This window comes from Klebsiella sp. BIGb0149, from assembly GCF_004362605.1.
Lineage (GTDB): Bacteria > Pseudomonadota > Gammaproteobacteria > Enterobacterales > Enterobacteriaceae > Klebsiella > Klebsiella terrigena.
The window spans coordinates 14026-39616 of the sequence record NZ_SNYG01000006.1; the positions used below are offsets into that span (position 1 = coordinate 14026).

Here is a 25591-nt window from a genome sequence, read left to right on the forward strand (position 1 = left end):
CTGTATTAGTCAAACTCCAGTTCCACCTGCTCCGAGCCGATAAGGCCACGCAGATCGTTGAGTAAACGATCGCTCGGAGAGACGCGCCATGTTGCGCCGAAGCGCAGCCGCGCGCGCGCATCCGCCCTCTGATAGTAGAGGTGCACTGGAATAGTTCCCGAACGGTGGGGTTCCAGAGACTGACGGAGTCGGTTTAAAAGCTGGTCATCAATTTGCCTGTCCGTCAGCGAGATAGCAAGCCCGCGAGCATATTTTTCCCGGGCTTCGTCAATGTCCATCACTTCACGGGCGGTCATTTTAAGCCCCCCGCTGAAGTCATCAAAGCTGACCTGTCCGCTGACGATAAGTATGCGGTCTTTTTCCAGCAATTGCTGATATTTATCCAGAGCGTCGGTGAATAACATCACCTCCAGACGCCCGGAACGGTCATCCAAAGTACAGATGCCGATACGATTGCCGCGCTTGGTGACCATTACCCGCGCAGCAATAACGAGCCCCGCCGCCGTGGTCACTTTACCACGATCGGTCGGATGCATGTCTTTGAGCCTGACGCCACCTACGTAGCGCTCAATCTCTTTCAAATACTGGTTGATCGGGTGACCGGTCAGATACAGCCCCAGGGTCTCCCTTTCGCCATCGAGCACCACCTGCTCCGGCCACGGCTGGCAGTTCGCGTAGGATTGCTCGATTTGTTCCGGCTCTTCCGCCAGCACGCCGAACATGTCGGCCTGGCCAATGGCCTCGGCTTTTGCGTGCTGATCGGCGGCCTTCAGGGCGTCGCCAAGCGAATTCATCAGCGCCGCGCGATGCGGCCCGAGGCGGTCAAACGCCCCGGACATAATCAGTTTTTCCAGCACCCGCCGGTTGAGCTTTTTGGTATCGGTGCGGGCGCAAAGGTCGAAGAGCTCGCGGAAATAGCCGCCTTCGTTACGCGCTTCGATAATCGCCTCGATCGGACCTTCGCCGACGCCTTTAATGGCCCCAATGCCGTAGACGATTTCACCCTCGTCATTAACGTGGAAATGGTACAGGCCGGAGTTAATGTCAGGCGGCAGGATTTTCAGCCCCATCCGCCAGCACTCATCCACCAGCCCAACCACCTTCTCGGTGTTGTCCATATCCGCCGTCATTACCGCGGCCATAAACTCCGCCGGATAGTGCGCCTTCAGCCACAGCGTCTGGTAGGAGACCAGCGCATAGGCCGCGGAGTGCGATTTGTTAAATCCGTAACCGGCGAATTTCTCCACCAGGTCGAAGATTTTCATCGCCAGCTCGCCATCAACGCCGTTTTTCTTTGCCCCTTCCTCGAAGGTGCCGCGCTGCTTGGCCATCTCCTCCGGCTTTTTCTTACCCATCGCACGACGCAGCATATCCGCGCCGCCGAGCGTATAGCCGGAAAGCTCCTGCGCGATCTGCATGACCTGTTCCTGGTACAGGATAATGCCGTAGGTCGGCTCAAGCACCGGCTTCAGACACTCATGCTGCCACTGCACGTCCGGATAGGAGATCTCCTCCCGCCCGTGCTTACGGTCGATAAAGTTATCCACCATCCCTGATTGCAGCGGACCGGGACGGAACAGCGCCACGAGGGCGATCATATCTTCGAAGCAGTCCGGCTGCAGACGTTTGATCAGGTCTTTCATGCCGCGCGATTCAAGCTGGAAAACCGCGGTGGTTTCCGAGCGCTGCAGCATATCAAAACTTTTCTTATCTTCCAGCGGAATGGCGGCGATATCCAGCGGCTCTTCGCCGTTCTTCGCGCGCCGCTTGTTGATCATCTCCAGCGCCCAGTTGATGATCGTCAGCGTACGCAGGCCGAGGAAGTCAAACTTCACCAGGCCCGCATATTCCACGTCGTTCTTATCAAACTGGGTCACCGGATGCTGCCCGGCCTCATCGCAGTATAGCGGGGCAAAATCGGTGATTTTGGTCGGGGCGATAACCACCCCGCCCGCGTGCTTGCCGGCGTTACGCGTGACGCCTTCCAGCTTGCGCGCCATATCGATCAGCGCCTTGACCTCTTCGTCAGCTTCGTAGATCTCCGGCAGCTGCGGTTCGGCTTCAAACGCTTTCGCCAGGGTCATACCCGGATCCGGCGGGACCAGTTTTGAGATGCGATCGACGAAGCCATACGGATGGCCCAGCACGCGGCCGACGTCGCGGATAACCGCTTTCGCCGCCATCGTACCGAAGGTAATAATCTGCGATACCGCATCGCGGCCGTACATGTCCGCGACGTGTTCGATAACCTGATCGCGCTTCTCCATACAGAAGTCGACGTCAAAGTCGGGCATCGACACGCGCTCCGGGTTCAGGAAGCGTTCGAACAGCAGATCGAACTCCAGCGGATCGAGATCGGTAATTTTCAGCGCATACGCAACCAGCGAGCCGGCGCCGGAGCCGCGGCCTGGGCCGACCGGCACGCCGTTATCCTTCGACCACTGGATAAATTCCATTACGATCAGGAAGTAGCCAGGGAAGCCCATCTGGTTGATAACCTGCAGCTCGATATCCAGACGTTCATCATATTCCGGGCGCTTCTCTTTGCGCACGGCTTCGTCGGGGAACAAGAATTCCAGGCGCTCTTCCAGACCCTCTTTCGATTTCAAGACCAGGAAATCTTCAGTCGTCATCTCGCCGGTCGGGAACTGCGGCAGGAAGTATTCGCCAAGACGCACGGTGACGTTGCAGCGTTTGGCAATTTCTACGCTATTTTCCAGCGCCTCGGGGAGATCGGAGAACAGCTCGCACATCTCATCTTCGCTGCGCATATACTGCTGCGGCGAATAGTTACGCGGGCGCTTCGGATCGTCGAGGGTAAAGCCGTCATGGATCGCCACGCGGATTTCATGCGCGTCGAAGTCGCCGGTCTCGAGGAAGCGCACGTCGTTCGTCGCCACCACCGGCAGCCCGCGCTCCTCCGCCAGCTGGACGGCAGCGTGCAGATAGGTCTCTTCGTCCGCCCGACCGGTGCGGATAAGCTCCAGATAGTAGCGATTGGGGAAGTGCTCTTCGTAGAAATCGACGCACTGTTCAACCAGCGCCGCGTTGCCGCGCGTCATGCACACGCCGACGTCGCCTTTGCGCGCGCCGGAGAGCAGAATCAGCCCTTCCTGATGCTCAACCAGCCACTCCCTGTCGATCCACGGCCCGAGAGCGCCGTAACCGCGCTGATAGGCGCGGGAAATCAGCAGGGTGAGGTTTTGGTAACCGGCGTTATCGGCCGCCAGGACGGTAATTTCGGTCAGCTCATCGCCCAGCAGATCGCACTGGACGTGAAAATCTGCGCCGACGATCGGCTTGATCCCGGCTCCGTGTCCCGCTCCGTAGAACTTCACCAGCCCGCACAGGTTGGTAAAATCGGTGATCGCCAGCGCCGGCATGCCTAACGCGGCCGCCTTTTTCACCAGCGGCCCGGTTTTCGCCAGCCCATCGATCATGGAATAGTCGCTGTGCACCCTGAGGTGTACGAAACGTGGTTCAGCCATCTTCAGATTCCGCGTTACTTGATTGCGTATTGATTCAGGACGCGAGGCCCAGCGCGCGTTTTACCGGGCCGAAACTGCGCCGATGATGCTCTGTTGCGCCATGCTCTATCAGCTTTTCCAGATGGAAAGCGGTGGGATAGCCTTTATGCTGCGCAAAGCCGTATTGAGGAAATTGCCGATCCAGCGTCACCATCTCCGCATCGCGCGTGACTTTAGCCAGAATAGACGCCGCGCTGATTTCCGCCACCCGGCTATCGCCTTTAACAACCGCCAGCGACGGGGCCGGCAGCGGCGGACAGCGGTTACCGTCAATCAGCACGAACTCCGGCGCAATGTGTAAGCCGGCGACGGCGCGCTGCATGGCCAGCATCGTTGCGTGCAGGATATTCAGCTCGTCAATCTCGTGCGGCTCCGCGCGGCCAAGGCTCCATGACAGAGCCTTCTCTTTGATCTCATCGAACAGCGCCAGGCGACGCTTTTCGCTTAATTTTTTGGAGTCATTCAGGCCAATAATCGGCTTTGCCGGATCGAGGATCACCGCTGCGGTGACGACCGCACCCACCAGCGGCCCGCGTCCAACTTCATCAACACCGGCAACAAGGTGGGTATGCGGATAGACAAACTCAATCATTTTACTAACTCCAGTACCGCGTCCGCCGCCTGCTCATCAGCATTGCAGCGAATTTGTTGATGCAGCGCGCGGAAGGTGTCGTGCATTTCATGGCTGGTTTTGCCGTCGGCCAGCAGCGGCCTCAGCGCATCGGCGAGCAGCTGCGGCTGACACTCATCCTGCAGCAGCTCTTTAACCAGCTCGCGCCCGGCCAGCAGGTTGGGTAGCGAAACGTAATCGGTTTTCACCAGCCGCTTCGCCAGCCAGAAGGTAAACGGCTTCATGCGGTAGCCAACGACCATCGGACATTTGGCCAGCATGCACTCCAGCGCCGCCGTCCCGGAGGCGAGCAGCGCGGCATCGCTGGCGATCATCGCATCACGCGCCTGACCATCCAGCAGGTGAACCGGGAGATCCGGCGCCGTTTCGGCTTTGATACGTTCAAACTGTTCGCGCCTTTTGGCGTTCACCAGCGGGACCAGCACCTGCAGATCGGGATAGCTGTCGCGCAAAATCTGCGCGGTTTTGAGGAAGTCCGCGCTGAGCATTTCAACTTCTGCCCCGCGGCTCCCCGGCAGCAGCGCCAGGCAGTGCGCGTCCCGGGCAATACCCAGGCGGTCGCGCGCGGCGCCTTTATCCGGATCCAGCGGCATCGCATCCGCCATGGTGTGGCCGATGAAGCGGCAGGGAACGTTAAATTTATCGTAAAACGCTTTTTCGAAAGGCAGAAATGCCAGCACCAGATCGGTCGATCTGCCAATTTTGAAAACGCGTTTTTGTCGCCATGCCCAAACGGACGGGCTGACGTAATGGATAGTCCTGATGCCCTGCTTTTTCAGGTTGCCTTCGAGGGTGATATTGAAGTCCGGCGCGTCGATGCCAACAAAAACGTCGGGACGCAGCTCGCCGAAGCGGCGGGTGAGATCGGCGCGAATGTGCAGCAGGCGGCGTAAGCGACCGAGCACTTCAACAATGCCCATCACCGCCAGCTCTTCCATTTCATACCAGGCTTCGCAGCCCTCGGCCTGCATTAGCGGCCCCGCCACGCCAACAAAGCGCGCATCGGGAATGCGCGCCTTGAGCGCGCGGATCAGACCGGCACCAAGAATATCGCCGGAGGTTTCTCCGGCGACCAAGGCAATAGTCAGGGGACGCTGTACAGCCATTAACGAATCAGGCCGCGGGTTGAGCGGGCAAAGAAGTCGTAAAATGGCTGAACTTCAGGATGCTGAGCCGCCAGTTCGGCGATTTCCGGCTTGGCTTCGTCCAGCGTTTTGCCGCTGCGGTAGAGCAGCTTATACGCGTTACGAATTGCGGTGATCGCTTCACGGCTGAAGCCGCGGCGTTTCAGGCCTTCGATGTTAACGCCAAACGGCGTCGCGTGGTTGCCCTGAGCAATAACGAACGGCGGAACGTCCTGCGCAACGCCGGAGCAGCCGCCAACCATCACGTGGGCACCGATGATGCAGAACTGATGCACCGCGGTCATACCGCCGATGATAACGTAATCATCCAGCGAGACGTGCCCGGCAAGGGTCGCGTTATTGGCCAGAATGCAGCGATCGCCAACCGTACAATCATGCGCCACGTGGGCGTTGATCATCAGCAGGTTATCGCTGCCCACCTTCGTTAATCCACCGCCCTGTACTGTACCGCGATGAATGGTGACGCTTTCGCGGATGCGGTTGCGATCGCCAATTTCCACGCGCGTCGGTTCGCCAGCATATTTCAGATCCTGGTTAACTTCGCCGATGGAAGCGAACTGATAGATCTCATTATCGCGGCCAATCGTGGTATGACCGTTAACAACAACATGAGACTTCAGTACGGTACCTTCGCCAATCACGACGTTAGCACCAACAATACAAAACGGACCAATGTGAGCGTTAGCACCGATAACGGCACCTTCTTCTACAATGGCTGAAGGATGAATAAAGGCGGTTTTATCAATCACGTATCAGGCCTCCCGGCTACGCGCACACATCATCGTTGCTTCGCAAACCACTTTCCCGTCAACCGTCGCGACGCCTTTAAAACGCGTCAGGCCGCGGCGAGTTTTCTCAAAAGTGACTTCCATAATCATCTGATCGCCTGGCACTACCGGACGTTTGAAACGCGCTTCATCAATCCCGGCAAAATAGTACAGTTCGCCCGGCTCGAGCTTACCCACGCTTTTGAATGCCAGAATGCCGGTGGCCTGGGCCATAGCTTCCAGAATCAGTACGCCTGGTAAAATCGGTTTACCAGGGAAATGCCCCTGGAAAAACGGCTCGTTAACAGAAACATTTTTTACTGCGCGCAGAAAACGACCTTCTTCAAAATCCAGCACGCGGTCTACCAGCAGGAACGGGTAACGGTGAGGCAGAAGTTCCAGAATCTCTTCAATGTGCAGAGTATGAGTGTCAGTAGTCAAAATACTCTTCCTGTCTAAATATACTAAAAGGCAATAATAACACGGCCTGCGGCAATCTTATGAATGCAACAGGCCGAAAATTTTCACGCTTCACCTTCCAGGCAGCCGCTTTATCGGCTACGTGGCATGATTTCGCGTTTGGCTGGGTGCGCTAATCTTGTTGATTAACCTTGCGCTCAACTGCTTTGAGTCGCTTGCTCATATCATCAATATTCATCACCAGCGCGGCTGTTTTACGCCAAACCTTATTCGGTTGCAGCGGGATACCCGAAGAGTAAACGCCAGGTTCGGTGATAGGACGCATAACCATCCCCATCCCCGTGACGGTCACTTTGTCACAGATTTCCATATGGCCGTTGATCACGCTGGCACCGCCAATCATGCAGTAGCGGCCGATTTTCAGGCTGCCCGCCATGATAACGCCGCCAGCAACGGCGGTATTGTCGCCAATCACGACGTTGTGCGCAATCTGGCACTGGTTGTCGATAATGACGCCATTACCGATCGAGGTGTCATCCAGCGCACCGCGGTCGATGGTAGTACAGGCGCCGATCTCCACGCGATCGCCAATAATGACGCGACCCAGCTGCGGGATCTTCACCCAGTTACCGCGATCGTTGGCGTAACCGAAACCGTCGGCACCGATCACCGTGCCGGACTGGATCAGGCAATTTTCGCCGATCTCAATCTCGTGATAAACGGTGACGTTGGCCCATAAACGCGAGCCGGCACCAATTTTTGTCTTTTTACCAACGAAGCATCCGGCGCCGATAACCACGTTATCACCGAGCTCTACGTCGGATTCGATAACGGCGTTAGGACCGATCGCTACGTTCTTACCCAGCTTCGCCGTGGCATCGATGACCGCGCTGGGCGCGACATTCTGCGCCGGCTGCGGCGTGGTATCAAGTATTTGAGCCATGCGGGCGTAGGTCAGGTAGGGATTACGCACTACCAGCGCGGCGCCGTGGGCAAAAGGTAAATCATCCTGCGTCATAACAACGGCAGAAGCCTGGCAATCGGCCAGGCGATCACGGTATTTAGGATTTACCATGAACGTAATATGGCCCGCTTTTGCGGCCTGCATGGATGCAACGCCGGTGATGACGATATCGCCATCACCGTGTAATTCTGCATCCAACTGCTGCGCAAGATCAGCCAGTCGAATTGAAGGCATTACTTAGTTAACCTGTTTCAGCACATCAGCGGTGATGTCTTTTACATCGCTGCTGTTGTATGCAACGGCATTAGAATCTACAACCAGATCGATGCTCTGGCTGTTCGCGACGCTTTTCACAGCGGTCTGGATACGGGTAACCAGCTTGCCACGTTCTTCGTTAGAACGACGTGAACGATCCTGCTCAAAAGACTGTGCCTTCTGAGAGAAAGTCTGGCGCTGAGCCATTACGTCTTTTTCCAGCTTGGTACGATCGGCGCCCGGCTTCATGGACTGCAGACGCTGCATTTTAGACTGCAGGTCACCTTCCATACGCTGCAGCTCGCTCGCGCGGCCTTTGAACTCGTTTTCCAGCGTATTAGAAACGCCTGTTTTCTGGGCAACCTGTTGGAACAGGCTGTTCATGTTTACCATTGCAATTTTATCTGCCGCCTGTGCGGAAGTTACCATTGCTAAACCCAGACCTGCAGCTAATAACCACTTTTTCACAATTAACTCCTTACCATCCCATGAGTACCCAGGGGTACCGTTATTTGCGTGGCCAGGCGACAACCGAAGTTATCGCCTAAAGTCAGCGCGATACTGCACTTACATTCCTTTGTCGCCCACAGTTACCAGGTTTTACCAATGTTAAACTGGAACTGCTCGGCTTTGTCTCCCTCGTACTTTTTAAACGGTTGGGCGTAGGAGAATACCAACGGCCCCAACGGCGACATCCACTGTACCGCAATACCTGCGGACATACGGATGTTGCTCGGATCGCCATAATCCGGATAGCCACCGTACGCGCTCGAATCCCAGTGCGTATCCCACACGGTACCCATATCCCAGAAGAAGGAGGTACGGACCGAGTTAGCATACTTATCGCTGATAAACGGCGTCGGAGCAATCAGCTCCAGGCTGGCAACCGCCATGGCGTTACCGCCGACCGCATCATCAGACTTACAAGGTGCAGATTCGGTGCTCTTACAGTTGCTGTCATAGTTGTCATCGCCATCGTGACGACTATTGGCCGGGAAATAAACCGCTTTCGGACCAATGGTGTTCGACTGGAACCCGCGCACGGTGCTTGAACCACCGGCGTAGAAGTTCTCGTAGAACGGCATCTCTTTGCCGCCAAGGCCGTCACCGTAACCGAAGCGGGTACGTCCCAGCACAACCCATTTGTGATCGTTATCGATCGGCACGTAGGTCGCGGTATCCAGCGTGGCTTTGTAGTATTCGTTGTCTGAACCCGGAATGGTCACTTTACCATTCAGGTTAACGCGTGAACCTTCCGTCGGGAAGAAGCCGCGGTCCAGCTTGTTATACGTCCAGCCGTAGTTAAAGGTGAAGTCGTTGGCGCTGAATGAGTTTTTATCGTCCGTGTTGCTCGGATATTGACCCATTGAGTTCAGGTAGCGCCACATCGACACCTGCGGCTGCATGTTAGACAGGGAGTTATGGACATAACCCACGCCCGCACGCAGCGTATTGTATTCGTTAACCGGGAAGCCCAGCGTAACGTCCGTACCGTAGCTCTTGTTGGTATAGTCGGACAGGTCCGCATCGTTCGCATCGAAGTCGTTATAGAACACACGACCACCGAGGCTAACGCCATCAACGGTGAAGTACGGGTTAGTGACCGACAGTTCAGTATAGGTCTGGTAATCGTTTTTGGTGCCGTTAATTCCAACGGAATAGCCGGTACCCAACCAGTTGTCCTGCTGAACGCCCGCCTGGAAGCTTACGCCGCTTTCAGTACCGTAGCCGATACCAAAGTTGAAGCTACCGGTGTTACGCTCCTTGACCTTATAGACCACGTCGACCTGATCCGGACTGCCCGGCACGCGCTGCGTATCGGTATCAACGGTTTCGAAATAGCCTAAACGGTTCAGACGATCTTTACCCTGGTCAACCAGGTCGCTGCCCAGCCACGCCCCTTCCATCTGGCGCATTTCGCGACGCAGAACGGAATCTTTCGAGGTGTCGTTGCCTTCAAAGCGAATTTTACGCACGTAGTAGCGGTTCCCCGCATCGACGTTAACGTGCAGCTTCACGGTCTTGTCGGCGTCGTTGATTTCCGGCTGCGACTGCACGCGCGGATAGGCGTAACCGTAGCGACCGAGGAGTTTCTTAATATCATTCTCCATTTTGGTCACTTTGGCGCCGTTATACAGCTCGCCCGGCTCGACTTTGGTCAACGCTTCGATTTCCGCCGAATGCCCCGCCAGATCGCCCGTCACCTGCACGCCCGAGAGCTTGTACTGATCGCCTTCGGTGATGTTCACGGTGATGTAGATACCTTTTTTATCCGGCGTCAGGCTCACCTGGGTGGAGTCGATGTTGAAACGTGCGTAGCCGCGATCCAGGTAGTAGCTGCGCAGAGTTTCGAGATCCCCTGCCAGTTTCTGCTTCTGGTATTTGCGATCGCCAACCACGTTCCACCACGGCACTTCATCGCGCAGCTGGAAGGTAGAGATCAGTTCGTCCGTGCTGAATGCATGGTTACCGACGATATTGATTTGCTGGATTTTCGCCGAGACGCCTTCCTGGAACACCAGCTTCAGGTCGACGCGGTTACGCGGCAGCGGCGTGACGACAGCTTTTACGCTGGCGCTGTACTTACCGACGCTATAGTAGAAATCTTCCAGCCCTTTCTCGATATCAGCGAGCGTAGTACGGTCAAGGGACTCCCCAACGCGCACGCCGGATGCCTCAAGATTTTGCTTGAGCATGTCATCCTTCACCGACTTGTTACCGGAGAAAGTGATGCTGGCAATCGTTGGGCGCTCTTTCACCTGCACCAGCAGGGTATCACCATCGCGCAGGACGCGAACGTCCTCAAAGTTGCCGGTGGCAAACAGAGCACGAATGGTGTTACTGATATCATCATCGGTCACCGTATCGCCAGGACGCACTGGCATACTGAGGAGGGCCGCACCAACAGCGACACGCTGCAAGCCTTCGAAATGAATGTCCTTCACCACGAACCCTTCAGCACCGTATACGGTTGCGCTGCTAAACAGCAGCGACGCTATGAGCAACTTTTTCATCGCCATCGTTATTATGCGTTCTTCCTAACAAACTCTCTTACAACCGAGAGAAATCATTGAAAAGTGCAAGCCCCATTAACAACACCAGCAGTATTGAGCCAATGCGATAACTAAAGTCTTGAACTCGCTCGGATACCGGCCCGCCTTTTAGCTTTTCAATCGCTAAAAACAGCAGGTGCCCCCCGTCCAGGACGGGAAGCGGGAACAGGTTGATTATTCCGAGGTTCACGCTTATCAGCGCAAGGAACATCAGATAGTAAATCAACCCAAACTCCGCTGACATTCCAGCCCCCTGGGCGATAGAGATCGGCCCGCTGAGGTTGTTCAGTTTGACATCACCGGTTATCAATTTACCCAGCATCCTGACCGTTAACGACATCAGTTGCCAGGTTTTATCCGTGGCTTCAGCGATGGCGGCAAACGGCCCGTACTGACGAACTGTCTTATATTCATCGGGCAGCGGGATGACCTTAGGCACAACCCCTGCAAATCCCTCAGCCTGACCTTTACTACCGGACTTCGAATCTGGTGTCAGCGTCACTGACAGAGGACTCCCCTGCCGTTCGATGTCCAGAACCAGCGCTTTACCGGGATTATCACGCACCAGATTAACAAACGTCATCCACTGCGTTAACGGTTGACCATCGACTTTAACGATCCTGTCGCCCGCTTGCAAACCCGCCTTCTGCGCTGCCGAATTCGATTGTACTTCTGCCAGAGCCGTATCAACCTGCGCGCTCCGGGGCTGAATGCCCAGCGATGTCACCGGATCCTGTTTGTCCGGTTCAAACGCCCAGTGGCGTAAATCGAGGATTTTATCCTGGCGTTGGCTGGTCCCGAAAGGGGCGACCGAAACTATTGTTTGCTGGTCTCCGATCTTCGTTACCAGCGCCATACGCACAGCATCCCAATCAGGCGTTTCGATGCCATCTATCGCTTTAAGTTCCGTTCCTTTTGCAATTTGTGCGTGTGCGGCAATCGAATCGGGCACTATTTCACCAACAACCGGACGAACGCCAGGGACGCCGATGATAAACACCAGCCAGTAGGCAAAGATGGCAAAAATGAAGTTCGCGATCGGTCCGGCGGCGATTATCGCTGCGCGCTGACCGACGGTTTTATTATTGAAAGCGTAGTGGCGCATCTCTGGCGCCACCGGCTCGACGCGCTCGTCGAGCATCTTGACGTAACCGCCGAGTGGGATAAGGGCGATAACGAATTCCGTCCCCTGCTTGTCAGAGCGCCGCCATAGCGCTTTGCCAAAGCCGATGGAGAAGCGTTCAACGCGAACGCCGCAGCGACGAGCCACCCAGAAATGGCCAAACTCATGCACGGTGATCAATACGCCCAGCGCAATGATAAAGGCGGCCAAATTCCAGAGAACGCTTAGCATAAAACCTTCCGTCAAATCGTCCTGAAGACCAACAATAGCAGACACGCGAATACCGGTACCGCCGCCGTCAGGCTATCGATACGATCCAGAATTCCGCCGTGTCCGGGAATCAGATGCCCGCTATCCTTGATGCCGGCCTCTCGCTTAAACATACTTTCCGTCAGATCGCCGAGCACCGAAGCCAGCGCCGCAACGATAGAGCAAATGAGCAGTACCGCCGGCGTAACATCGAGATTCGCCCACTGGCCGTACGCCCAGGAAATAACTGCTGCGGTAACCAGCCCGCCAAAAAAGCCCTGCCAGGTTTTGCCCGGTGAAACCTTCGGCGCCAGCTTATGCTTACCGAACATTTTGCCAAACATATAGGCACCGGAGTCCGCGCCCCAAACCAGAATCATCACGTACAGTAGCCACAGCGCGCCGCTGTAGTGGTTATCCGCGTAGTGCCAGGCGCGCAGCGTCAGCATGCCCCAGAAAAACGGAACAATGGTCAGAATGCCAAAAACCAGGCGCAGCGTTTTAGAGTTCCGCCAGAAGGCAGCGGAAGCCGGGTAGGAAAGGACCAGCAGCAGGGCCGCAATCCACCAGCCCAGCGATGCCCATAGCGACCACTCAACCACCGGTTGATGGACGTCATAGTGATACTCAGGCATCAGGAAAAGCATCAGCGCCAGCAGCAGGCCGCAGAGCAGCGCCAGCCAGACGCGTTGGGTCGTTGAGGTGAAGCCGCTCAGCTGCCCCCACTCCCACGCGGCGAGCATACAAACGACCAGCGTGACGATGGCGAAACCCGCAGGCGGCAACAGGAAAAGCGCCGCAATCACCACGGGGATCAAAACAAAAGCCGATATCAGGCGATACTTCAGCAAAAGTGACCCCCATCAGGCATTGCTGCCACCCGGCTCAGTGCCGCCGAAACGACGCTCTCGATTAACAAAGGCATGGAGTGCACCTTCAAAGTCCTGTTCAGCAAAATCGGGCCAAAGAACATCGGTAAAGTAAAGTTCGGCATAGGCAATTTGCCAAATCAAAAAATTACTGATTCGATGCTCTCCCCCGGTCCTAATAACTAAATCTACAGGTGCCAGTTCATGCATACAGACCTGCTGACTCAGCATGTCTTCCGTGATCTGTTCGGGCTGAAGTAACCCGTTTTTTACCTGTTCGGCCAGATTGCGGACGCCCTGAATGATATCCCAGCGCCCACCGTAGTTCGCCGCAATATTCAGCGTTAAGCCCGTGTTGTTCTCAGTGAGCGCTTCCGCTTTGCGGATCCGCTCCTGCAGGCGAGCATTAAAACGCGTGGTTTCGCCGATGATCCGCAGGCGAACGTTATGCCGGTGCAGGCTTTTGACTTCGCTATCCAGCGCCCAGACGAACAGCTCCATCAGCGCGCTGACTTCCTGCGCCGGACGGTTCCAGTTCTCACTGCTGAATGCGTATAACGTCAACGCTTCAATACCATTGTTCGCCGCGAAGGAAACTGCGCGACGGACTGACTTCGCTCCGGCCTTATGGCCGAATGCGCGAATTTTCCCTTGCTGTTTCGCCCAGCGTCCGTTGCCATCCATAATGATGGCGACATGACGGCAGCCATGTACAGGTGATATTTCGCTGACAGTTTGATTAGCAGACAACATAACGCGTTTTAAGTCCATAATAAGGATTAGCCACGCCGCTAAACGCAAGCAACCGGTCAGCGCTATATACGCATTTTTATCCAGTGCCGAGGCCGCGGCTAATCGCAGAGAACAACCAAGAGCTTTACGCAAAAAAGCCGTGTCATGCCACGGCCACCGCAATCTTAGACAACGATCGGGTGGCGCAGACTATATCACTGAAGCCCAGCGCCCACAAATATCACAACGTATTGCGTCGGTCAGCCCCGCGCCGCCAGATGTTTCAGCTGCCGGTGAGCAGCGGCTCTCGCCTGAGCATCGATAATCAGAACTTCTTCAATGCTTTGCGGCTCATCCAGCGCCAGCTGCTCCAGCACCGCCAGGTTAACCGCCGCAATATCGGTGAAGCGAATCTCCGTAGCGAGGAACGCGGCTACCGAAATTTCATTGGCAGCATTCAGCGCCGTCGTCGCCGCCTGACCGACATCAAATGCCTCCATCGCCAGCTTCAGGCACGGATAGCGTCCGTAATCCGGCGCGGCAAAGCTCAGATTGCTCAGACGGCAGAAATCCAGCGCTTCAGCCCCGGAGTTCAGGCGCTGCGGCCATCCCATAGTGTGGGCGATCGGCGTACGCATATCCGGCTCACCGAGCTGTGCGAGAACGCTGCCATCGCGATAGCGCACCATTGAATGGATAACGGACTGCGGGTGAATCAGCACTTCCATCTGCTGCGCCGAGGCGTTGAATAGCCAACGGGCTTCGATATACTCCAGCCCCTTATTCATCATCGTGGCGGAATCGACAGAAATTTTGCGTCCCATTGACCAGTTAGGGTGGCGGCAGGCCTGATCCGGCGTCATCGCCGCCAGCTCAGAGATTGCTGTTTCCCGGAAAGGACCACCGGAACCGGTCAGCAGAATCGACGAGACGCCGTTCTGCGTTAAGTCAGCGTATCCCAGATTGTGTTGAATTGTTTCCGGCATACTCTGAAAAATAGCGTTATGTTCGCTATCAACGGGCAACAGGCGCGCGCCGGACTGCTGCACGGCGTCCATAAACAGACGACCGCAGGTCACCAGCGCCTCTTTGTTGGCCAACAGCACCGTTTTTCCGGCGCGAATGGCCGCGAGCGTAGGAACCAGCCCTGCGGCACCGACAATCGCCGCCATGACCTGGTCAACGTCATCCAGCGCGGCGACTTCCGCCGCGGCGTGCTGACCGCTCAGGACTTCGGTACGGCTGGCGCGTTCGCGCAGTGCAATACGCAGAGACTCGGCGCTTTTCGCATCATCCATGACCGCGTAGCGGGGGGTGAATTCCAGACATTGTTCAACCATACGGTCGACATTTTTCCCCGCGACCAGCGCGGCGACGGAAAAGCGATCGGGGTTATGGCGCACGACATCCAGCGTGCTGCAGCCAATTGAACCGGTCGAACCAAGAACGGTTAAGTGCTTCATGAGGCGTCCAGAAGAAGTAAGACAGGATAAAAAAAACGCCGCCAGCAAGCCCTCGCGCATCAGCAGTCAGGAGGCGGGCAGGCAATGTATCGCCTTCAACAAGAGTGCCAAAGGCTACAGGGCCGACCTTTTCAACGCAATTCCTGGAGCTGAGCGTTCGGTCTTCTGTACGGCGTTTCAGACTGTACGTCCGTCCCGTTCATCAAACGGCAATGAGGACGGGCATAACGGCAGGAAATCAGAACTGCATCAGTTCCGCTTCTTTATCTGCCAGCGCCGCATCCACTTTCTTAATGGCGGCGTCAGTCATTTTCTGCACGTCGTCCTGAGAACGGCGATCGTCATCTTCGCTGATCTCTTTGTCTTTCAGCAGCGCTTTCACTTTATCGTTAGCGTCGCGACGAACGTTACGTACCGACACGCGAGCCTGCTCGGCTTCTGCGCGTACGATCTTGGTCAGATCTTTACGACGCTCTTCGGTCAGCGGAGGCAGCGGAACGCGGATATCGCTGCCCGCAGAGCTTGGGTTCAGACCGAGGTCAGAAGCCATGATCGCTTTTTCAACGGCCGGGCTCAGGGAGCGGTCGAACACGTTGATTTTCAGAGTACGGGAGTCTTCAACCGTTACGCTTGCCAGCTGACGCAGCGGCGTAGGCGTACCGTAATACTGCACGACGATGCCGTCCAGCAGGCTGGGGGAAGCACGACCCGTGCGTATTTTGCTGATTTGGTTTTTGAACGCTTCAACGCATTTTTCCATGCGCACTTCAGCATCTTTTCTGATGTCGTTAATCACGTTACTAATCCTTGGAAACTTGTCTCAGGCAGACTAAACGCCGCACAGCTGCTATCAGGTGAGCTAAGTATAGTCCCGTTTAATTCATGACGACGCCCTGGGCGCGTCTGAGTAAAAAGCCGCTACTAAGGTAGAGCGGAATCTTACCTTCATTTCTACACAAAATCATTCACGTTGTATCGAGGCGACGGCGGAGCGAGCTCCCCCCCAGCAGCTTACTGAAGTCAGCGGCTGAGGTGAGCAAAGACGGCCAACGCAGAGACGGTCTGAACGGTGAAGCGTATTACGGAAATTATTCCGTAATTAACGTACCTTCTTTTTCGCCCATCACCACGCGGCGCAGCGCGCCGGGTTTGTTCATGTTGAATACGCGAATCGGCAATTTATGGTCACGCGCCAGGGTAAAGGCGGCCAGATCCATGACTTTCAGCTCTTTATCAAGCACTTCGCTGTAGCTCAGCTGATCGTACATGGTGGCAGACGGGTCTTTAGCCGGGTCAGCGGTAAACACGCCGTCGACTTTGGTCGCTTTCAGCACCACGTCAGCTTCAATTTCAATCCCGCGCAGGCAGGCTGCGGAGTCGGTCGTGAAGAACGGGTTGCCGGTACCCGCAGCCAGAATAACGACGCGGTTATTACGCAGCAGGCTGATCGCCTCTGCCCAGCTGTAGTTATCACAAACGCCGTTCAGCGGAATCGCTGACATCAAGCGAGCGTTCACATAGGCGCGATGGAGGGAGTCACGCATTGCAAGGCCGTTCATGACCGTTGCCAGCATGCCCATGTGGTCGCCCACGACGCGGTTCATTCCCGCTTTCGCCAGACCAGCACCACGGAACAGGTTACCGCCACCAATCACTACGCCAACCTGAATACCCAGTTCAACCAGTTCTTTGATTTCCTGAGCCATACGGTCAAGTATGCTTGCATCAATACCGAAGCCTTCCGAACCCTGCAGAGCTTCGCCACTTAACTTAAGCAGAATACGTTTGTAGACGGGTTTTGCATTGGTAGCCATGTTTCTTTCCTGAGACTGTCAACGAGTGAGATGAGTTAATTCTGGCGACATTGTATGTCGCTTTTCAGCGCAGCCACTATAAGGGTTGGCTGAATTTACAAAATGGGCACAAAAAGAAGCCGCCCTCAGGCGGCTCCTTTTAAAAAATTAAGACTGCTTGGACATCGCAGCAACTTCTGCTGCAAAGTCAGTCTCAACTTTTTCGATGCCTTCGCCCACTTCAAAGCGGATGAAGCCAGTCACGTCTGCGTTGTGCTCTTTCAGCAGCTGAGCAACAGATTTGCTTGGGTCCATAACGAAAGGCTGGCCGGTCAGAGAAACTTCGCCGGTGAATTTCTTCATACGGCCTTCAACCATTTTCTCTGCGATCTCTTTCGGCTTACCGGACTGCATCGCGATGTCCAGCTGAACCTGGTACTCTTTCTCTACCACTTCAGCAGAAACGTCTTCTGGCTTAACGAATTCCGGCTTGCTTGCAGCGATGTGCATAGCCAGCTGTTTAACCAGCTCCTGATCTGCGCCTTTAGCGGCAACCAGAACGCCGATACGTGCGCCGTGCTGGTATGAACCCAGAACTTCGCCTTCCAGGGCAGCAACGCGACGGATGTTGATGTTTTCACCGATTTTAGCAACCAGCGCAACGCGCTCTTCTTCGAACTGTGCTTTCAGCACTTCAACATCAGTGATTTTGCCAGCAACCGCTGCGTCCAGTACTTTGTTAGCAAAAGCCTGGAAACCGCCATCTTTCGCTACGAAGTCAGTCTGGCAGTTAACTTCCAGAATGATGCCGTAGGTACCGTCGATCTTGGTGATGATCACGCCGTCAGCAGCAACGTTACCTGCTTTTTTCGCCGCTTTGATCGCGCCGGATTTACGCATGTTTTCGATTGCCAGCTCGATGTCGCCGTTAGCTTCAGTCAGCGCTTTTTTGCAATCCATCATGCCTGCGCCAGTACGTTCGCGCAGCTCTTTTACCAGGGATGCGGTAATTTCAGCCATTCTTTAATCCTCGGGAGAGATATGACCTGCCTGGTTCCAGGAACCAAACAGGTTTAAAAGTGAAAAAGGGGCCAAATATAGGCCCCTATTTATACACGGTACTAAATAAGGGCTAGACCTTATTATTCAGCTTCTACGAAGCTTTCTTCCGCTTGAGAAGCCAGATCCTGAGAACGACCTTCACGCACGGTTGCAGCTACTGCACCCAGGTACAGGCTAACAGCGCGGATTGCATCGTCGTTACCCGGGATAACGAAATCTACGCCGTCCGGATCGGAGTTAGTATCAACGATAGCAAATACCGGGATACCCAGGTTGTTTGCTTCTTTGATAGCGATGTGTTCGTGGTCTGCATCGATAACAAACAGTGCGTCCGGCAGGCCGCCCATGTCTTTGATACCGCCCAGGCTGTTTTCCAGCTTGGCCAGTTCACGAGTACGCATCAGCGCTTCTTTCTTGGTCAGCTTCTCGAAAGTACCGTCCTGGGACTGAGTTTCCAGGTCTTTCAGACGTTTGATGGACTGACGAACGGTTTTCCAGTTAGTCAGCATACCGCCCAACCAGCGATGGTTCACGAAGAACTGATCGCAGCTGTTAGCAGCGTCTTTTACCGCTTCGCTTGCAGCGCGCTTAGTACCAACGATCAGGATCTTGCCTTTACGAGCAGAGATCTTGTTCAGTTCAGCCAGAGCTTCGTTGAACATCGGTACAGTTTTCTCAAGGTTGATGATGTGAACTTTGTTACGCGCGCCGAAGATGAAAGGCTTCATTTTCGGGTTCCAGTAACGGGTCTGGTGACCAAAGTGAACACCAGCCTTGAGCATGTCGCGCATGGAAACAGTTGCCATGTTTAAAACCTCTATAGATAAAGTTGGGGTTATGCCTCCACGTATCCCATATTACCGACCCCAAAGGGCACCCCGGAATATGTGTCGATACGTGTGTGTTATATACACAAAGTGAGATTTGTCGCTTCAGTCCATCCTGTGTAGTACGAAATGGAACGGAAGTCCGGCGCGCTTTATACCACAAAACAGGACTGGACACCAACTCTTGTTGACGCTGAGTGCTGTTAATGATTCTCAATTTGGCACCAGGTCGCCCGGACTGTTAACATTGGCGGGACTTACTCTATTATTGTCGAAAAAATCGACACAGCTGGACACAATCCATGGCTATTTCTATCAAGACATCTGAAGACATCGAAAAAATGCGCGTCGCGGGCCGCCTGGCCGCCGAAGTGCTCGAAATGATTGAACCCTATGTAAAACCGGGCGTCAGCACCGGCGAGCTGGACCGCATCTGCAACGATTACATCGTCAACGAGCAGAAAGCGATCTCCGCCTGCCTCGGCTACCACGGCTTCCCGAAATCGGTGTGTATCTCGATTAACGAAGTGGTGTGCCACGGTATCCCGGACGATGAAAAACGGCTGAAAGACGGCGATATCGTCAACGTTGACGTCACGGTCATTAAGGATGAGTTCCACGGCGACACCTCCAAAATGTTTATCGTCGGCAAACCGACGATCCTCGGCGAGCGTCTGTGCCGCGTCACTCAGGAGAGTCTCTATCTGGCCCTGAAGATGGTCAAACCCGGCATCAACCTGCGGGCCATCGGTGCGGCGATTCAGAAGTTTGTCGAAGCGGAAGGTTTTTCCGTGGTGCGTGAATACTGCGGGCACGGCATTGGCCGCGGCTTCCATGAAGAGCCGCAGGTGCTGCACTACGACTCGCCGGAGACCAACGTGGTGCTCAAGCCGGGAATGACCTTTACCATCGAGCCGATGGTCAACGCCGGCAAGAAAGAGATCCGCAGCATGAAAGACGGCTGGACGGTGAAAACGAAAGACCGGAGCTTGTCTGCCCAGTACGAGCATACTATTGTGGTGACGGATAACGGCTGCGAAATTCTGACGTTACGCAAGGATGACACCATCCCGGCGATAATCTCGCATAACGAATAACGAAAAGCCGGCGCCCGCCGGCTTTTTTATGACGGGCTTCCTGCCCGTCACCCTACGGGCCGCCGCGGGCGACGTTAAAAATCGCTCCCGGCAATTTTGTATGACGGGCTTCCTGCCCGTCACCCTACGGGCCGCCGCGGGCGACGTTAAAAATCGCTCCCGGCAATTTTGTATGACGGGCTTCCTGCCCGCCACCCTACGGGCCGCCGCAAGCGACGTTAAAAATCGCTCCCGGCGATTTTTTATAGGCGATATTTTTTTCTTATGGTGGCGCGATGAGCAACTCTTTACCTGACACTCTCCCCCCTGCCCTCTCGGGCCAACCTGAGAATCCGGGCGCCTGGCCGCAGGATGATTTGAACTGCGCGGCGATTAAGACCCATCTCGAGCTTTTCCAGCGCTGGCTGGGTGAGGCTTTCGATGCCGGCACCGCCGCCGAGCGGCTGATTGAAGCCCGCACCGAGTTTATCGACCAGCTGCTGCAGCGCCTGTGGGTGGAGTACGGCTTCGGCTCGGTTTGCGACACGGCTCTGGTGGCGGTAGGCGGCTACGGTCGCGGTGAACTGCACCCGCTTTCCGACGTCGACCTGCTGATCTTAAGCCGCAAAAAACTCTCCGACGAACAGGCGCAGAAGGTCGGCGAGCTGCTGACGCTGCTGTGGGACGTCAAGCTGGAGGTCGGGCACAGCGTGCGCACCCTCGAAGAGTGCCTGCTGGAAGGCTTATCCGACCTCACCGTCGCCACCAACCTGATCGAATCGCGCCTGCTGATCGGCGACGTCGCGCTGTTTCTTGAGCTGCAAAAGCACATTTTTAGCGACGGCTTCTGGCCGTCGGAGAAATTCTTCGCCGCCAAGGTAGAGGAACAGAACGAACGCCATCAGCGCTATCACGGCACCAGCTATAACCTCGAGCCGGACGTGAAAAGCAGCCCCGGCGGCCTGCGGGATATCCATACCCTGCAGTGGGTCGCCCGCCGCCACTTCGGCGCCACCTCGATGGATGAGATGGTCGGCTTCGGCTTCCTGACGGAGGCGGAGCGCAACGAGCTCAACGAATGCCTGCACCAGCTGTGGCGAATTCGATTCGCCCTGCACCTGGAGCTAACCCGCTACGATAACCGCCTGCTCTTCGACCGCCAGCTCAGCGTGGCGCGTCGCTTAGGCTATGAAGGCGAAAGAAACCAGCCCATCGAGCACATGATGAAAGATTTCTTCCGCGTCACCCGCCGGGTAAGCGAGCTGAACCACATGCTGCTGCAGCTGTTTGATGAGGCCATCCTGGCGCTGACCGAAGACGAAAAGCCGCGGCCGATTGACGATGATTTCCAGCTGCGCGGCTCGCTTATCGATCTGCGCGACGATACGCTGTTCATCCGCGAGCCGCAGGCTATTCTGCGCATGTTCTATATTATGGTGCGCAACAGCAGCATCACCGGCATCTACTCCACGACGCTGCGCCACCTGCGCCACGCGCGCCGCCACCTGACGCAGCCGCTGTGCTATATCCCGGAAGCGCGAACCATTTTTCTCAGCATGCTGCGCCACCAGGGTGCGGTGAGCCGCGGGCTGCTGCCGATGCACCGCCACAGCGTGCTGTGGGCATATATGCCGCAGTGGTCGCATATCGTCGGCCAGATGCAGTTCGATCTGTTCCACGCCTACACGGTAGACGAGCACACAATCCGCGTGCTGCTCAAGCTGGAGAGTTTTGCCAAAGAGGAAACCCGCAGCCGCCACCCGCTGTGCGTTGAGCTGTGGCCGCGCCTGACCCATCCTGAGCTGATTCTGATTGCCGCCCTGTTCCACGACATTGCTAAAGGCCGCGGCGGCGATCACTCGGTGCTGGGTGCCCAGGACGTCCTGAAGTTTGCCGAACTGCACGGCCTGAACTCGCGAGAAACTCAGATGGTCGCCTGGCTGGTTCGCCATCATCTGTTAATGTCCGTCACCGCCCAGCGCCGTGATATTCAGGATCCCGAGGTCATCAAGCAGTTCGCGGAAGAAGTGCAGACGGAAAACCGCCTGCGCTATCTGGTCTGCCTGACCGTAGCCGACATCTGCGCCACCAACGAAACCTTGTGGAACAGCTGGAAGCAGAGCCTGCTGCGTGAGCTCTATTTTGCGACCGAAAAACAGCTGCGTCGTGGAATGCAAAGCACGCCGGATATGCGCGAACGGGTTCGCCATCATCAGCTGCAGGCGCTGGCGCTGCTGCGGATGGAAAACATTAATGAAGAGGCCCTGCATCAAATCTGGAACCGCTGCCGGGCCAACTACTTCGTGCGCCACACGCCAAATCAGCTCGCCTGGCATGCGCGTAATTTGCTCCGGCACGATCTCAATAAACCGATGATCCTGCTCAGCTCGCAGGCCACGCGCGGCGGCACCGAAATCTTTATCTGGAGCCCGGATCGACCGTATCTGTTCGCCGCCGTCTGTGGTGAACTTGACCGCCGAAATCTGAGCGTTCACGACGCCCAGGTCTTTACCACCCGCGACGGGATGGCGATGGACACCTTTATTGTGCTCGAACCGGACGGCAGCCCGCTGTCCGCCGATCGCCATGAGATGATCCGTCTTGGGCTGGAGCAGACCATTACTCAGCGCAGCTGGCAGCCGCCGGCCCCGCGTCGGCAGGCGGCAAAATTACGCCATTTTTCCGTCGCCACCGAGGTCAATTTCCTGCCAACGCATACCGACCGAAAATCGTTTCTTGAGCTGATTGCGCTCGATCAGCCTGGCCTGCTGGCCCGGGTCGGCCAGGTCTTCGCCGACCTCAATATTTCCCTTCACGGGGCCAGAATTACGACAATTGGTGAGCGAGTAGAAGATTTATTTATAATCGCCACGGCAGACCGGCGTGCGCTTAATAATGCGCTGCAACAAGAAGTACAACAACGGTTGACAGAGGCCCTCAATCCAAACGATAAAGGGTAACGAACTTTTATGTGTAATAGAGAAAGAGTAAACAATGCAGCAATTACAGAATGTTATTGAGTCCGCCTTTGAGCGTCGCGCCGACATCACGCCGGCAAATGTGGATACCGTAACCCGCGAAGCGGTTAACCAGGTCATTTCCCTGCTTGATTCCGGCGCTCTGCGTGTCGCTGAAAAGATCGATGGCCAGTGGGTCACCCACCAGTGGCTGAAGAAAGCGGTTCTGCTCTCTTTCCGTATTAACGATAACCAGGTTATCGACGGTGCGGAAAGCCGCTACTTCGATAAAGTACCGATGAAATTCGCCGACTACGATGAAGCGCGTTTCCAGAAAGAGGGCTTCCGCGTGGTTCCGCCGGCGGCCGTTCGCCAGGGCGCGTTCATTGCCCGCAACACCGTGCTGATGCCGTCCTACGTCAACATCGGCGCCTACGTTGACGAAGGCAGCATGGTTGATACCTGGGCTACCGTCGGCTCCTGCGCGCAGATCGGTAAAAACGTGCACCTCTCCGGCGGCGTGGGTATCGGCGGCGTGCTGGAGCCGCTGCAGGCTAACCCAACCATCATCGAAGATAACTGCTTTATCGGCGCGCGTTCTGAAGTTGTCGAAGGCGTTATCGTCGAAGAGGGTTCCGTTATCTCCATGGGCGTGTACCTCGGCCAGAGCACCAAAATCTACGACCGCGAAACCGGCGAAGTCTTCTACGGTCGCGTACCGGCCGGCTCAGTGGTGGTTTCCGGCAACCTGCCGTCGAAAGATGGCAAGTACAGCCTGTACTGCGCAGTGATCGTGAAGAAGGTTGATGCAAAAACTCGCGGCAAGGTCGGCATTAACGAACTGCTGCGTACCATCGACTAAACAGTATAAAAAGCGGGAGATATCCCGCTTTTTTTATATTTGACGCTGGCGAAGAACGGTTTTTTCGTTAATTATTCAAAGGTTATGATGATATCAAAGGTACCGTTATGTACGATAATCTGAAAAGTCTTGGCATTACCAATCCTGATGAAATCGATCGCTATAGCCTGCGGCAGGAAGCTAACAACGACATTCTGAAAATTTATTTTCAGAAGGACAAGGGCGAATTCTTCGCCAAAAGCGTTAAGTTTAAGTATCCGCGTCAGCGTAAGACCGTGGTCGCCGATGGCGTAGGCCAGGGTTATAAAGAAGTGCAGGAGATCAGTCCCAACCTGCGCTACGTTATCGATGAACTCGATCAGATCTGCCAGCGCGATCGCACTGAAGTCGATCTGAAACGTAAGATCCTTGACGATCTGCGTCATCTGGAAAGCGTGGTCACCCATAAGATCAGCGAAATTGAAGCCGATCTGGAAAAACTGACCCGCAACAAGTAAGTCTGCTCCCCTTCCCTGGCCGGCGATGCCCGTCGGGGCTATGTGTACAGCCGCCCGGATAAGGCGTTCTCGCCATCATCCGGGATTATTCTCTACCTCTGTTCATCCAGCTGCAGCGCAATATACAGCAGCAGCCGATCGTCGAAACTGCCCAGGTCCAGCCCCGTCAGCTCTGAAATACGATTCAGCCGGTACTCCAGCGTATTACGATGAATAAACAGCGCCTTTGAGGTCGCCAGCGGCTGAACGTTATGGCGAAACCAGGCCTGCAGCGTGCGCCGCAGCAGACCGTTATTGTCCATCGCCTTCAGGCGAACCAGCGGACGGGCCAGCTCGTTGGCCTGCCAGCCGCCGCGCAGGCTATCGAGCAGCACCGGCAGCATCAAATCCTGATAAAAATAGCTCCGGCTCTCCGGCATGCGCTCCTTGCCGACCATCATGGTGGTGCGGGCGGTACGATACGAACGCGCGATGCTCCCGGGCCCGGTAAAGAAGTTGCCTAACGCCACGCGGAAACGCAGCTGGCCGTTTTCCTTCATTCTGGCGATAAGCTGATCAACCCGTTTGCAGTGATCTTCCGCATCCCAGCGGCCAAAGGCGTTGAGCGCGGGCTTAAGAACCACCATCTCCGTTAATGAGACAATCGCCACCAGGTTATTGCGATCCGGGGTGGTCAGAGCCGTCTGCAGCTGCTGCAGCTCCGCCATGGCGCTATCCACGCCCAGCTGGCCGCTATCGACCTCAATCATTGCCACCACCCGCGGCTGATTCAGGTCGATTCCCAGGCGCTGCGCCCATTCGGTGAGCGCCGGGGTGTTCTCTTCCGCCTGAATCAGGTTCATCACCAGCTCTTCACGCAGGCGGCTGTCCTGAGCCAGCAGGTGCATCAGTCGGGACTGCTCCAGCATCATCTCTGCGGTCATGCATACCAGCTCGCCATACTTGCGCAGCGTTTCAGGCTCGCCGGTCAGGCCGATGACGCCGACGATTTCCCCTTCCAGACGCAGCGGCAGGTTGATCCCCTGGCGTACGCCGTGCAGGTGACGGGCCACCGCATCATCGATATCGACAATACGTCCCTGCGAGAGGACCAGCAGCGCGCCTTCGTGCAATTCACCAATACGCTCGCGATCGCCGCTGCCGATAATGCGCCCACGGGCATCCATTACGTTGATATTGGTATCAATGATGCGCATGGTACGCGCCACAATATCCTGCGCCATTTTGGTATCAAGATGCCAGCCAGCCATGTAACCCTCCCGTGAGCAGGGCATCAGCATAAAAGAGTTGGGTTAGCGCTGCATTGTGCGTATGCACAA

At 55.8% G+C, this 25591-nt stretch carries 22 protein-coding genes; 5 read left to right on the plus strand and 17 right to left on the minus strand.

Annotation, left to right across the window (positions count from 1 at the left end):
• Positions 1 to 5: 5 nt before the first annotated feature.
• The 16 genes from dnaE to rpsB all read right to left on the minus strand — a co-directional run bounded on the left by dnaE (position 6) and on the right by rpsB (position 18859).
• Positions 6 to 3488, minus strand: a complete 3483-nt coding sequence (dnaE, locus tag EDF75_RS19535) for a DNA polymerase III subunit alpha (RefSeq protein ID WP_133600597.1) — start codon at positions 3486 to 3488, stop codon at positions 6 to 8.
• A 34-nt stretch (positions 3489 to 3522) separates the two neighbouring features.
• A complete protein-coding gene (gene rnhB, locus EDF75_RS19540; RefSeq protein ID WP_045859735.1) occupies positions 3523 to 4119 on the minus strand; it encodes a ribonuclease HII in 597 nt (198 codons plus the stop codon).
• Positions 4116 to 5264 carry a lipid-A-disaccharide synthase gene (lpxB, locus tag EDF75_RS19545; protein WP_133600598.1) on the minus strand — a complete coding sequence of 383 codons (1149 nt, stop codon included), beginning with the start codon at positions 5262 to 5264 and terminating at the stop codon, positions 4116 to 4118. Before lpxB ends, rnhB begins: the two co-directional genes overlap by 4 nt.
• Positions 5264 to 6052 carry an acyl-ACP--UDP-N-acetylglucosamine O-acyltransferase gene (gene lpxA / locus EDF75_RS19550; protein WP_045859740.1) on the minus strand — a complete coding sequence of 263 codons (789 nt, stop codon included), beginning with the start codon at positions 6050 to 6052 and terminating at the stop codon, positions 5264 to 5266. The genes lpxB and lpxA overlap by 1 nt, the downstream gene beginning before the upstream one ends.
• A 3-nt stretch (positions 6053 to 6055) precedes the next feature.
• Positions 6056 to 6511 carry a 3-hydroxyacyl-ACP dehydratase FabZ gene (gene fabZ / locus EDF75_RS19555; RefSeq protein ID WP_004098761.1) on the minus strand — a complete coding sequence of 152 codons (456 nt, stop codon included), beginning with the start codon at positions 6509 to 6511 and terminating at the stop codon, positions 6056 to 6058.
• A 151-nt stretch (positions 6512 to 6662) separates the two neighbouring features.
• Positions 6663 to 7688 (minus strand): UDP-3-O-(3-hydroxymyristoyl)glucosamine N-acyltransferase, encoded by a 1026-nt coding sequence (gene lpxD, locus EDF75_RS19560; protein WP_041144137.1) that lies wholly within the window; start codon positions 7686 to 7688, stop codon positions 6663 to 6665.
• Between the two features lie 3 nt (positions 7689 to 7691).
• Entirely contained in the window at positions 7692 to 8177 is a 486-nt protein-coding gene (gene skp, locus EDF75_RS19565; protein ID WP_041144136.1) for a molecular chaperone Skp, read from the minus strand.
• A 122-nt stretch (positions 8178 to 8299) separates the two neighbouring features.
• Positions 8300 to 10729 carry an outer membrane protein assembly factor BamA gene (bamA, locus tag EDF75_RS19570; protein WP_041144135.1) on the minus strand — a complete coding sequence of 810 codons (2430 nt, stop codon included), beginning with the start codon at positions 10727 to 10729 and terminating at the stop codon, positions 8300 to 8302.
• Between the two features lie 31 nt (positions 10730 to 10760).
• Positions 10761 to 12116, minus strand: a complete 1356-nt coding sequence (gene rseP, locus EDF75_RS19575) for a sigma E protease regulator RseP (protein ID WP_041144134.1) — start codon at positions 12114 to 12116, stop codon at positions 10761 to 10763.
• Positions 12117 to 12127: 11 nt separating this feature from the next.
• Positions 12128 to 12985: a phosphatidate cytidylyltransferase gene (gene cdsA / locus EDF75_RS19580; RefSeq protein ID WP_133600599.1), complete on the minus strand. Its 858-nt coding sequence runs from the start codon at positions 12983 to 12985 to the stop codon at positions 12128 to 12130.
• Between the two features lie 12 nt (positions 12986 to 12997).
• Positions 12998 to 13756: a (2E,6E)-farnesyl-diphosphate-specific ditrans,polycis-undecaprenyl-diphosphate synthase gene (gene ispU, locus EDF75_RS19585; protein ID WP_041147522.1), complete on the minus strand. Its 759-nt coding sequence runs from the start codon at positions 13754 to 13756 to the stop codon at positions 12998 to 13000.
• 239 nt (positions 13757 to 13995) lie between these two features.
• Complete coding sequence (ispC, locus tag EDF75_RS19595) at positions 13996 to 15198, minus strand: 1-deoxy-D-xylulose-5-phosphate reductoisomerase (RefSeq protein ID WP_133600600.1); 1203 nt, start codon at positions 15196 to 15198, stop codon at positions 13996 to 13998.
• Positions 15199 to 15436: 238 nt separating this feature from the next.
• A complete protein-coding gene (gene frr / locus EDF75_RS19600; protein WP_041144131.1) occupies positions 15437 to 15994 on the minus strand; it encodes a ribosome recycling factor in 558 nt (185 codons plus the stop codon).
• Positions 15995 to 16286: 292 nt separating this feature from the next.
• The gene (pyrH, locus tag EDF75_RS19605; protein WP_041144130.1) at positions 16287 to 17012 is read right to left on the minus strand and encodes a UMP kinase; all 726 of its coding nucleotides are present in this window, start codon (positions 17010 to 17012) and stop codon (positions 16287 to 16289) included.
• 147 nt (positions 17013 to 17159) lie between these two features.
• Positions 17160 to 18011, minus strand: coding sequence for a translation elongation factor Ts (gene tsf, locus EDF75_RS19610; RefSeq protein ID WP_095103655.1), 852 nt, complete (start codon positions 18009 to 18011; stop codon positions 17160 to 17162).
• Between the two features lie 122 nt (positions 18012 to 18133).
• Positions 18134 to 18859: a 30S ribosomal protein S2 gene (gene rpsB, locus EDF75_RS19615; protein WP_041144128.1), complete on the minus strand. Its 726-nt coding sequence runs from the start codon at positions 18857 to 18859 to the stop codon at positions 18134 to 18136.
• A 323-nt stretch (positions 18860 to 19182) separates the two neighbouring features.
• Here rpsB and map point away from each other — a divergent pair, with 323 nt between their 5' ends.
• From map to EDF75_RS19640, 5 genes are all read left to right on the plus strand, one after another.
• Positions 19183 to 19977, plus strand: coding sequence for a type I methionyl aminopeptidase (map, locus tag EDF75_RS19620; protein ID WP_041144127.1), 795 nt, complete (start codon positions 19183 to 19185; stop codon positions 19975 to 19977).
• Between the two features lie 28 nt (positions 19978 to 20005).
• Complete coding sequence (locus EDF75_RS19625; RefSeq protein ID WP_133600601.1) at positions 20006 to 20272, plus strand: hypothetical protein; 267 nt, start codon at positions 20006 to 20008, stop codon at positions 20270 to 20272.
• On the plus strand, positions 20253 to 22916 hold the full coding sequence (gene glnD, locus EDF75_RS19630) for a bifunctional uridylyltransferase/uridylyl-removing protein GlnD (protein WP_133600602.1): 2664 nt from the start codon (positions 20253 to 20255) through the stop codon (positions 22914 to 22916). Before EDF75_RS19625 ends, glnD begins: the two co-directional genes overlap by 20 nt.
• A 34-nt stretch (positions 22917 to 22950) precedes the next feature.
• A complete protein-coding gene (gene dapD / locus EDF75_RS19635; protein ID WP_004872026.1) occupies positions 22951 to 23775 on the plus strand; it encodes a 2,3,4,5-tetrahydropyridine-2,6-dicarboxylate N-succinyltransferase in 825 nt (274 codons plus the stop codon).
• Between the two features lie 107 nt (positions 23776 to 23882).
• Entirely contained in the window at positions 23883 to 24272 is a 390-nt protein-coding gene (locus EDF75_RS19640; RefSeq protein ID WP_004858100.1) for a DUF3461 family protein, read from the plus strand.
• A gap of 92 nt (positions 24273 to 24364) precedes the next feature.
• Here the strand turns inward: EDF75_RS19640 and EDF75_RS19645 are convergent, their stop codons facing one another.
• A complete protein-coding gene (locus tag EDF75_RS19645; protein ID WP_041144125.1) occupies positions 24365 to 25522 on the minus strand; it encodes a CdaR family transcriptional regulator in 1158 nt (385 codons plus the stop codon).
• Positions 25523 to 25591 lie beyond the last annotated feature (69 nt).